Raw genomic sequence first — 11,221 nt, forward strand, 5'->3', positions numbered from 1 at the left:
GGCGTCCCGCCCGTCCAGAAAGGGCGGGCGGGACGCCCATCCCACAATAACCATCACGCATTGTAAGTTATTTAATTCTCATTCCTCACCACTTTCCTGACATCGTGCCCTTGAGTCTCAATTCTTCTCGACTAACTAGAGCTTCGTAGTAATCGGGTTTGATTTCGAGGGCGACTCCGTAAGAGCTAATGGCATCTTGAGTTCGCTGCAATTTTTGCAAAACGTCGCCCCGCTGCGCCCAAGCTTCCCAGTTGTCTGGCTTGAGTTGAATCACTTGGTCAAAAGCGACGAGTGCTTGGGAATACTTCTGCATTTCCCCTAGGATCAGACCTCGCTGCACCCAGCCTTGATAGTTATCCGGCCAGATAGTAATTGCTCGATCGTATGATGTTAGAGCTGCTTCGTACTGCTGCAATTTGGACAAAGAGTTGCCGCGTTGCAACCAAGCTTCAAAATTGTCCGGCACGATTTTAATTACGCGATTGTAAGCTGCGACGGCTTCTTCGTAACGCTGCAATTTTTCCAGCGCTGCGCCTTGCTGCAACCCTACTTTTGATGTAATTTCTGCTTCTGAAGTCAGAGAGATTACTTTATCAAAACAGGCTATCGCTTCTTCGTATTGCTGCAATTTTTCCAAAGCTTCGCCTCGCAAGTTCCAAGCTTCTAGAAAGTTACCTTCAATTTGTAGGGCATTACTGTAAGCGATAATTGCCTCTTTGTAGCGTTCCAATCCTGCTAGCGCCATGCCTCTACCCAGCCAAGCTTCGGGAAAATTCGGATTAATTTGAATGGCTTGGTCAAAAGCAGCGATCGCCCCTTCAAAATCTCTCGATTCTGACAGTGTTTGACCGCGCCCGATCCATGCTTCGGGATACAAAGAATTAATTTGAATTGCCCGATCGAAACAAGCAATTGCCGCATCGGCCCACTGGTGTTTGAGGGCCATTCCTTTATAAAACCAAGCTTCGCAGTCGTTGGGCTGCATTTGCAGTACGCGATCGTAAGCTGTCACCGCTTCTGCGTATTTGTGCAATTTTGCTGAAGCAATGCCCCGATTGAACCAAGCCAGACTATTTTGCGGTTGCAGTTGAATGGCGCGATCGTAAGAAGTTACAGCTTCAGCGTAGCGTTCGGTTTTCATCAAAGCCAAACCTCGGTTCAGCCAAGCTTCCCAGTTAGTCGGGACGAGTTTCAGCGCGCGCTCAAAAGCCGCCACGGCTTCAGGATAGCGATCCGCTTGAACCAAAACGTTGCCTTGCCGATACCACATGGCGGGCAAATTCGGATGAAGTTGGGTTGCTTTTTTGTAACAGGTTGCGGCTGCATCCCACTGCTGCAATTCCTCTAAAACTCTGCCTCGCTGATACCAAGCTTCGTGCTTTTCTGAATTGATTTGAATTGCGGTGTCGAAAGCCGCGAGCGCTTCTGAGTGATTTTGCAAACTTAACAGCCCTGTGCCGCGCAGCATCCAAGCCCAGTATTCTTCCGGATTAATTGCTGTAGCTCGATCGGCACAGGCTACGGTTTCTGCGTAGGAATGCAGTTGCTTGTAAGCTTTACCCAGATTCAGCCACGCCCTGGCCCAGTCCGGCTTAATTTGAACCGCTTTTCCGTAGCAAAGGACTGCCGCTTCGTACCTTCCTGCGGCGTACAATCTATTGCCCCGATCGTAATCTGGAAATGCTGCAAAAATTCTTAAAATCGGCGGCAGCAGAGCTGGTTGGGGGTTTGAGGAGTTTTCCGGAGCCGAAGTCGAGAGGTCTGGCATACGCCTTGCACATAAAAAATTTAGTGGGATAACAAGCTTGCGGTCTTATATATTAACTTATGCTTTTCTTAATCTCGCTGCTGTTTTGAAACAAATTTAGCATATCAGGCTTGGTGCAACCAATCATTTTTACTTAATTCTAGTAGGTATAAAATTATGCACCCTTCCCACTTTCGGTACACCCCTATAAAATACGGTCAGTCGATTTTCGATTTTCGATTTTCGATTGACCGAAAGCATCCAGAATACAAGCAGATATGTCCTAATTCAGATTTCAAACCAAATTTAATATGTTAGAATTGCACGCGCTTTTAGATGTCACGGACTGTCATTGGGAGTCGATCGACTCGCAGCCGAATTATTGGTACGAAGGCCGTTGTCCTCAAAGTGGCGAACTGCTGAGACTGCCGCGCACTCGAATGTCCGAGGATCTGGCGCGGGGTTTGATGCAGTACCTGGCGGCTGACGATTCCTACGATCGCGAAGGGAAGATGTACGGCATATTACTGGTGGAGATGCCTTCGGGGGAACAGGGGATACTCAAAGCGTTTTCCGGGCTGCTGAACGGTTGCAGCATTGTTGAGGGCTGGGTGCCACCCATTCCGGGACGAGATCGTGTGGCTTTCGAGGAAGCCCGCACGTTAACTCAATTGGAGGCGATGAAACAGGAACTTATTGCACTCAATCAACTCCCGCAGCGACAAGAGTATGAAGCCTTATTTCGGGAGTTTGAAGTGCAAATGCAAGTTTTGAGCGATCGGCACCGCAATTGCAAGCAGCAGCGAGACGAAAAACGCCAGTTACTGTGTCAAACTCTCGCAGCAGAAACACTAGAAATTGCCCTGGAACAACTGAATCAAGAAAGCCGTTTGGAGAAAATGGAACGCAGACAATTGAAACGGCAGCGGGATGAAACATTGCAGCCGCTAAAACAATTAATTGAAGCTGCGGATCGACGGATGCGGGCGCTAAAACAGCGGCGAAAAGAACTTTCCCGCGAACTTCAGACGCAAATGCACGCGGCTTACACTCTGATGAATTTTTTGGGGAAATCGATCTCGATCTCCTCATTGATGCCAACTAATTCTATTCCCACTGGCACCGGCGACTGCTGCGCGCCAAAATTGCTTCACTACGCGGCAGTACACAATCTGAAACCGCTGGCAATGGCTGAGTTTTGGTGGGGGCCGCCATCGGGCGATAAGATACAGGGAGAATTTTATGGTGCTTGTGGCGATCGGTGTCAGCCGTTGATGGGTTTTTTGCTGTCAGGATTGGCTCAAAATCCGCTTGTTTCTAATAATATAAATGAGGGTTTGACGGGCGGGTTAGAAGCCCAACCCCTACTCCCCACAAGCAATAATATTTCTTGTGGAACGGGCATCTTGCCCGTTGCGGGCGGGCAAAAAGCCCAACCCACAAATCATCATATTTCTTGTGGAACGGGCATCTTGCCCGTTGCGGGCGGGCAAAAAGCCCAACCCACAAATCATCATATTTCTTGTGGAACGGGCATCTTGCCCGTTACCGAAATGCTACCGATTATCTATGAAGACAAATGGTTAATTGCGGTCAATAAACCCTCTGGCTTGCTGTCAGTTCCAGGTCGTTATTTAGAAAATCAAGATAGTGTTTTTAGTCGTTTGCGTAACTTGTTACCGGATAGTTTTAATTTGACAGTCGTGCATCGTTTAGATTGGGAAACATCTGGAATTTTGCTCTTGGCGCGGGACAAAGAAACTAGCAGTAAACTCAGGCAGCAATTTGCAAAAAAGCAGGTTCACAAAGTTTATGAAGCGGTGCTTTCGGGTACTGTAAATGTTGACACAGGGACGATCGATCTTCCACTTTGGGGCGATCCCGAAAATCGCCCTTACCAGCAAGTCAATTGGGAGTGCGGAAAACCCAGCGTTACTCGCTTTCAGGTAATGGCGATGGAGGGAAATTTTACTCGCGTCGAGTTTTTGCCGCTGACGGGACGCACTCATCAATTGAGGGTTCATGCAGCGGATGTTCGAGGGTTGGGGATACCGATTTTGGGCGATCGACTTTACGGATGTGGGGCTGCTGCGAACCGGCTACACTTGCACGCGCGGGAACTTTCGTTTGAGCATCCGCAGTTGGGAGAAAGGTTATACCTACAGGCAGAAACACCATTTTAACTCTCTTTTGTCACTTCGGGCGAGAGTATAGCGGTATGGTGCGTCGCTCATTGATAGTCGTAAATAATCAGAATTCTGGTGGCGACGCACCCTACTTTAATTAGAATAGGAGTAGGATAATAATCTCTACCGAAAGTGACAGAAGAGGGTTAAGCTAAGGGCGATCGGGCAACGATCGATATCTGTAGAATAACAAGTAATCTCCTTTCCGGTTACACCGTCAACAGTGAACTCGAATTTACTATTCCGATGCTAAGGGATGAGAACTAAATAAAATCCACTTTTCATGACTGTTGTGGGATGGGCGTCCCGCCCGTCCTTTCTGGGCGGGACGCCCATCCCACAAGAAAAAAGGGAAATTATTTAATTGACGATCCTAACGGATTTGATATAATTGCTTCAGCATCAAAAGTTTTAGTAGAAACCGGTGCTAACAGTAAGTCATAGTTTTATTGATTTAATCCTAAACGAGGCTGAAATATTACAGCTTTATCGCTATCGAGAGCGCTATCTAAATTAAGAGGATACTCTGTTAATTTTCGAGTAGCGATAACGATATGGCTGACATTTTTTTTCAGATTCATGTTTGTTGACATAACCCTAATTTTAGCACCTAACATATTAGAGATTTGCTTTGGGAACCCGATCGACTTTCAATTTTAGCTCTAACGTATAGCGGTTCTCAAGCGTGGTGAGGTATGCTCTATGCCCTATGCCCACGGATCCCTATGCCCATGAGTACCTCATCTTTCTGAGAAAGGCTATACAATAACTAATAACTAATAACCCACAACTACCACTGCGGCTCGGAAGCCATCAAAGCAGTCGCAGCCTCGCTCGGTAACGGCTTAGCAAAAAAATAACCCTGACCATATTCGCAGCCGATCGACCTCAACCGGGCTAATTGTGCCGCCGTCTCCACACCCTCAGCAATCACATCCATACCCAAAGCATGAGCCAGCGCTACAATCGTCCGCACGATCGCCACATTCTCCCCCTCGCTTTCGATCTCCATTCGCCCCACAAACGACTTATCAACCTTCAAAGTATCCGTAGGAAACCGACTCAAATAACTCAACGACGAATAACCAGTGCCAAAATCATCAATTCCCAACTTGACATTTAACGCTTTCATCTGCTTCAAAACCGCGATCGCCGACTCCACATCCTCCATCACCACACTCTCAGTAATCTCCAACTTCAAACTCTCGGCACTCAAACCCGTTGTTTCCAAAATCACCTTCAGGCGATCGACCAAATCCGGCTGAGCAAACTGCTTCCCAGATAAATTTACACTCATAATCAAAGCTCGATCGAAACCAAACATTTCCTCCCACAGTCGCAACTGCCGACAAGCCTCCTCCAACACCCACTCACCCAGCGGCACAATTGCCCCCGTTTCCTCAGCCACCGGAATAAACTTGATCGGCCCAATCAAACCCCGCAGCGGGTGTTGCCAGCGTACCAAAGCCTCAAACCCAATAATCCTCCCGCTTGCCAAAGAGACAAACGGCTGATAGTGCAGCAAAAATTCCCGACGCTTGAGGGCAATCCGCAAATCCGTCTCCAACTGCAACCTCTCCACCGCCAAAGCGTGCATCGAAGCATTAAACACCTGATACCTTCCCGTTCCCAAAGCCTTCGCCCGGTACATCGCCGTGTGGGCGTCCCGCAGCAAGTGTTCCGGCTGTTCCCTGACATTAGCAGCGGGTTCGCCCCCCAGGGCAATCCCGATGCTTGCAGTCACAAACACCTCCTGCCCATTCAACTCAAAAGGCACAATTAAAGCTTTGTGAATTCGATCGGCCAAATCCACAGCACTGTCAACATCAATATTCCTCACCAAAATCGCAAAATCATCACCCCCCACCCGCGCCACAGTATCCCCGGAGCCAATAATCGCCCTCAACCGCAGCACCACCGCCATCAGCAGTTCATCCCCCACCAAATGACCCAAAGAATCATTAATCACCTTAAACCTGTCTAAATCCAGAAACAGCACCGCAAACAGATGGCTGTGGCGGCCCCTAGTATTGGCGATCGCCCGCCCCAAGCAATCCACGAACAAATCCCGGTTGGGCAAACCTGTTAGAGAATCGTGAAAAGCATCGTAAAGCTTCCTGTAAGCACTGACACTCACACCAGTCACCACCAAACCTAAAGCCGGCGACACCAGCGGCACCCACCCACCCCCAGTAAAAATCCCATAACTAATCCCCAAAAGTCCCATCAATGCAGCACCCCCAGCCAATCCCGCCCTCCCAGGATGCTGAATCCGCCAAGCCAAAACCCCGCCAACCATCGCCCAAGCAGCGTTCCACAAAATTTCCGCCCATTCCGGCCACACCCAAAACAGCGATCGTCCATCCAAAACCGCACTCAATATTTGGCTGAGCATTTGCGCGTGCAGCAACACCCCCGGCGTTTTCGGACTTTGCTTTTTAACCGGGCTGTAAGGCGTCAAAAACAAATCTCTGGTACTCGGTGCCGTCGTCCCGATCAGCACAATCTTGTCCTTAACCCAGCTTGGTTCAATTTCCCCGTTCAATACCTGCCTGATACTGACTTGTCGCGCCACCTCCTTACCAGAACGGTATTTGAGCAGAATTTGGTAGCCTGTGGTGTCAATATTTGCATAGCCGCCACTGTTAGAAGTTAAAGGCACAAATTCTGCCTTTCCCCAGTTGATTTGGTGAGGATGAACAGCGCTATTTTTCTGCTGTACTCTGTCTTTGAGATACAACAAAGCCACTTGCACAGAAAATGAGAAAGCAGTATTCTTTTCTGGTTGCGAGACTGAGAGCAAATTGCGGCGTACAACGCCATCAGGATCGAGCACGAAGTCGTTAAAACCAACTCGATCGGGCGGTATCCCCGGAGGCGCAGGCACTCCCTGACTTTCTGAATCGCTCAATTTATAGATCGCCACCACATTCGGTGCTTTCAGCGCGGCCAGCAATTCTTGGTGTCCCGGCGCTTGAGGCAAATCCCGGTACAAATCCAAACCGATGACTTTTGGCTGATACTTTTGCAGTTTTGTCAAGGTTTGAGCGATCGTCTTGTCGGAAACCGGAAATCTCCCCAAAGCTTGAATATCGGCTTCAGAAATTTCCACTACCAGCAGTCGCGGATCGGGGCCGGAATCTGGCTGCAAGCGCACTAACGAGTCAAAACTCCCCAACTCCCAGCTTTGCAGGCCTCCCAACTGCCGAACTACCATATTCAGCAGCGTTACAGTCGCGCCCGCAAGCATTGCAGGCAAAATCCTGACCCGTCGTTTTTGAGAACTCAGGTTGAGGCCAGTTGCCACAGACATGACATATCGAAGATTTCGAGAGAATTTGGCAGTCACAGAAAAAATATGTCGGTGCAAATTAGCTTTGCACAAGTCTGTTCTAACAGAATTGAGCTTAATATGAGATTGAATGTAATTTTTTCAGAACTTGTGCCGCCACCGAGTTTCTTTAAGCTAATTACTCGATGCAGGCAAAGTATTTCTCGAATGGGAAACCGGGTTTTTGAAGATTTGCCGACAAATCCTGTCTTTCATTCCTTGTTTCCCCAAATTCCCACAAGCGTTAAAATTTACTCGATCGAACTTTCTGGATATTTTTGAGATTATGGCGAATCAACTTCCGATTCCGGTGATTGTTAACGGTGCTGCAGGCAAAATGGGCCGCGAAGTAATTAAGGCGATCGCCCATGCTAGTGACATGACCTTATTTGGGGCTGTAGACCGCTCCCCTGAGTGTCTCAACGCCGATGCCGGCGAATTAGCCGGATGTGGCCCGTTAGAAGTTCCCATCACTGACGACTTGCAAGGAATGCTGGTATTAGCAGCTCAGGAAAAGCAGTTAGGCGTGATGGTAGATTTTACGCACCCTTCGTCAGTTTATGAAAACGTGCGATCGGCAATAGCTTACGGCATTCGCCCGGTAGTCGGCACTACTGGCTTGAGCAGCAAGCAAATTGAAAACTTAGCTGAATTCGCTGATAAAGCGAGCATCGGCTGTTTGATCGTACCCAATTTCTCGATCGGCATGGTTTTGCTCCAACAAGCCGCCGTCACGGCATCTCAGTATTTTGAACACGTAGAAATTATCGAGCTGCACCACAATCAAAAAGCCGACGCCCCCAGTGGCACGGCAATTCAAACTGCCCAAATGTTAGCAGAGATGGGAAAAACTTTCAATCTGCCAGAAGTTGAGGAAACCGAAAAATTAGCCGGAGCTCGAGGTTCACTGGCCGATGAAGGGATTCGCATTCACAGCATCCGTTTACCCGGTTTAATTGCCCACCAAGAGGTAATTTTTGGCGGCGTCGGTCAAGTTTATACTTTACGACACGATACGAGCGATCGAGCTTGTTATATGCCCGGAGTCTTGCTGTCTATACGCAAAGTCATTGAATTGCGATCGCTCGTTTACGGATTGGAAAAAATACTGTAGGTAATTGGTAATTGGTAATTGGTAATTGGTAACTTGTTACTACTGCCAACTGCCAACTGCCAACTGCCAACTGCCAACTGCCAACTGCCAACTGACTAATTATGCTAATTCCCTTAACCCGCGAAACCTTTCAAGAACTAATTCCCGCCGTCGCCACGGGAGCGCAATACAAATATATCTGGGGAAAACCGCCCGATTTTTTGAGGCGAATGTTAATCTCTGCAGTCAGCGTAGTTTTCCTCCTGGTAGTCTACAACTTCGCCGGTTCCGATGTCGCGCCGCTAGTTTTAATCACCGGATTGATAGCTGGTTTGTACTGGCTGTGGGGCCCCATTTTGTGGGCGAGTTTGCGGAATGCAGAATGTCGCAAATATCAATACTGCGGTTTTTGGCAAGGACGAGTTTTGGATATATATATTACAGATGAAGTCACAAGTCAAGAAGAAACAGTCAATCAAAAAGGACAACTCGTAATAGTTGACAACCTAGAACCGCGCATCAACTTAGAAGTTGGTGACAAAACCGGATTTACTACTACACTTCGAGCTCCATTGCGGAAGGATCACCAAGGAATTGTCCCCGGCCAAGCTGCTTTAATGTTAATTATGTCAAATCAAGAAGATTTAGGCAGAATTGCCAAAGTTTCAGATATTTATATTCCCAGCCGTGACGTGTGGGTGAGCGACTATCCTTATTTACGCAGAGATTTGTTTGTCGAGATGAGCCAGCAAATTAAAAAAGGTAGGAAAAAAGACCGAGAGCGAGATAATGACAATAGAAGCACAAAAAGGAGATCGTCCGCTGATTATTAATCTGGGACTTATGCACGGGTGCGTGGGCAGAAACCGGGTTTTGGGGAGATACTTGGTTGTAGTCGCAAATTAAGGTGAAAAACCCGGTTTCTCGGAACTCATATCAATTCCGTTATTATAGGAATGACAAGCGAGGAGACGGCACTGCCGTGTCCTAAATTTTGGCTAATAATTCCGATGCAACCGGAAACGATCTCACAGATAGAATGACTACTGACTACTGACTACTGACTACTGACTGCTGACTTCTCCATCAACTGTTCCCCTCTTGGCCGTAAGCTTGCCAAGCCAAATCCACCAGCCCGTTAACAATAGCCACAGCCACCACCGCAGAACCCTTGCGGCCCTCAATCCGAATGTGAGGAATCATCGAATCATGCAGCCGCGACTTCGCCACGTCCACCCCTACAAACCCAGAAGGCGTCCCAATTACCAAAGCCGGTCGAATTTCCTCAGATTCAATCAAATCTACGATCGCCGACAAAGCAGTTTGAGCCTGGCCCACCACAAAAATCCCTTCAGGATAGCGTCTGGCCAAAGTTTCAATCCCCCAAGCCGCCCGCGTCCTTTCCTTTTGGGGGCGTGTCAAAGCCTCCATCGAACAGTAAACCGGATTCGCAAAGGTACTTTGGATTTGTGGCGTAATGCCCACCTGCACCATCGGCACATCTACCACGATCGTAGTCCGAGCAGCCAAAGCTGCCGCCCCAGCCTGCAAAGCCTGATCGGAAAAACTAATTAAAGACTTGTACTCAAAATCAGCAGTCGCATAAATCACGCGGCGGACTATTTCGTACTCCGCCGCTGAAAAACCGTGGTCGCCAATTTCGTTATCGATTAATCCCAGACTCTGGGCATCGCTTACGTGCCATTCCATTTGTTGGATAGCTGTCGCCTGTGAGTTGTCAGGTATCAGCTTACCAGCTTTTAGTCATTTGTTGACTGTTGACTGTTGACTGATGACTGTTGACTGTTGACTGTTGACTGTTGACTGTTGACTGTTGATTGTTGACTGTTGACTGTTGACTGGCAACTGCCAACTACCAACTGACAACTAAGTTTCCGACGATGAAGAAGATTTGCCCAACACCGGAGTCAGGAATGCCACCAAAGCTCCGATCGCAAAACCGGCCACATTCCGAACCACAGGCAACCAGTCAGAAGTCCGAGTCACCACAGGCCCAAGTCCGAAAGCGAAAAACAGAATGCCCCACAGCGGCGAAAAAATCAGCGCCCACTGCCAAGCCACAACCTGTCCCGGCTTCCGAGGCTGAGCCGCAAACCCGCAGATGACGCCGCCAACCACCGACGTAATTAACGTCAGAATCCACTGTTCCCTTGGCAAACCCGGAACCACGCGGCATCCGCCCTGACGCAAACAGCCTTCTATCGACTCCAAAGATTCAATAATCGCTCGATCTTCGCCATTGTCCCGCACAAAAAATTGATTACCGTAGCGGGTTTGCAGTTCCACCCAAAAAGTGCGCGGCAGCAGCGGATACAGCGAGTCGCCCACATTAAAATTGAGCAAATTGCCCCCTCGCGGGTCAGCAACTAATAACACACTCTTGTCATCTAGCCCCCAATAACTTTTGACCGCCAAACCTGGCGTGCGATCGTACTGAGTCAGCACTCGCAGTTTCCAGCCGGTTTCGGCTTCAAATGCCTTTAAATTTTTTGCCAAAGTTTGTTCTTCAATATCCGTAAGGGCTTTAGCTAAGTCAATGATCGGCGTCTGAGTTGACGGCAACAAATCGGGATTATTGAAAGCGTGGGCCGCAGGTGCGATCGTCCACACAGACAAAGCCAGAAAAAATGCGGCAACAGAGGCTAGAAATTTTCGCGGGAAAAGCTGTGACATAGGAACTTATAATCCGGGTCTTAATTGTGAATGCTAGCTGGCGGTCTTAACCAGAGGATAAGAGAAAACTCATATTTCTTTACAATTATTTACTTTACAGGAAGCCGAGAGCAAGGGGAAGGAAAAAATAGTTTTTGAGAAAGGGGGAGGGGGGGAGGGGGGGGGGGGGA

The 11,221-nt window shown here is 48.5% G+C and carries 8 protein-coding genes; 4 read left to right on the forward strand and 4 right to left on the reverse strand.

Annotated elements, in window-relative coordinates:
- Window positions 1-85: 85 nt before the first annotated feature.
- Window positions 86-1,768 (reverse strand): tetratricopeptide repeat protein, encoded by a 1,683-nt coding sequence (locus tag QUB10_RS32815; protein ID WP_333207293.1) that lies wholly within the window; start codon window positions 1,766-1,768, stop codon window positions 86-88.
- Between the two features lie 290 nt (window positions 1,769-2,058).
- Here QUB10_RS32815 and QUB10_RS32820 point away from each other — a divergent pair, with 290 nt between their 5' ends.
- Window positions 2,059-3,930 (forward strand): pseudouridine synthase, encoded by a 1,872-nt coding sequence (locus QUB10_RS32820; RefSeq protein WP_333207294.1) that lies wholly within the window; start codon window positions 2,059-2,061, stop codon window positions 3,928-3,930.
- A gap of 793 nt (window positions 3,931-4,723) precedes the next feature.
- On the opposite strand, the gene QUB10_RS32825 is transcribed toward QUB10_RS32820, so the two are convergent.
- Window positions 4,724-7,246, reverse strand: coding sequence for an EAL domain-containing protein (locus tag QUB10_RS32825; protein ID WP_333207295.1), 2,523 nt, complete (start codon window positions 7,244-7,246; stop codon window positions 4,724-4,726).
- A gap of 99 nt (window positions 7,247-7,345) precedes the next feature.
- Between QUB10_RS32825 and QUB10_RS32830 the strand changes: the two genes are divergently transcribed.
- The 3 genes from QUB10_RS32830 to QUB10_RS32840 all read left to right on the forward strand — a co-directional run bounded on the left by QUB10_RS32830 (window position 7,346) and on the right by QUB10_RS32840 (window position 9,190).
- Window positions 7,346-7,546 carry a hypothetical protein gene (locus QUB10_RS32830; RefSeq protein WP_333207296.1) on the forward strand — a complete coding sequence of 67 codons (201 nt, stop codon included), beginning with the start codon at window positions 7,346-7,348 and terminating at the stop codon, window positions 7,544-7,546.
- A gap of 4 nt (window positions 7,547-7,550) precedes the next feature.
- Window positions 7,551-8,378, forward strand: a complete 828-nt coding sequence (dapB, locus tag QUB10_RS32835; RefSeq protein WP_333207297.1) for a 4-hydroxy-tetrahydrodipicolinate reductase — start codon at window positions 7,551-7,553, stop codon at window positions 8,376-8,378.
- A 101-nt stretch (window positions 8,379-8,479) separates the two neighbouring features.
- A complete protein-coding gene (locus QUB10_RS32840) occupies window positions 8,480-9,190 on the forward strand; it encodes a phosphate ABC transporter permease (RefSeq protein ID WP_333152260.1) in 711 nt (236 codons plus the stop codon).
- 253 nt (window positions 9,191-9,443) lie between these two features.
- Here the strand turns inward: QUB10_RS32840 and QUB10_RS32845 are convergent, their stop codons facing one another.
- Window positions 9,444-10,067 carry a precorrin-8X methylmutase gene (locus QUB10_RS32845; protein ID WP_333152258.1) on the reverse strand — a complete coding sequence of 208 codons (624 nt, stop codon included), beginning with the start codon at window positions 10,065-10,067 and terminating at the stop codon, window positions 9,444-9,446.
- Between the two features lie 177 nt (window positions 10,068-10,244).
- Window positions 10,245-11,051 (reverse strand): TPM domain-containing protein, encoded by an 807-nt coding sequence (locus tag QUB10_RS32850; protein WP_333207298.1) that lies wholly within the window; start codon window positions 11,049-11,051, stop codon window positions 10,245-10,247.
- Window positions 11,052-11,221: the final 170 nt, after the last annotated feature.

The organism is Microcoleus sp. B5-D4, from assembly GCF_036705145.1.
In the GTDB taxonomy this organism is placed as follows: domain Bacteria; phylum Cyanobacteriota; class Cyanobacteriia; order Cyanobacteriales; family Microcoleaceae; genus Microcoleus.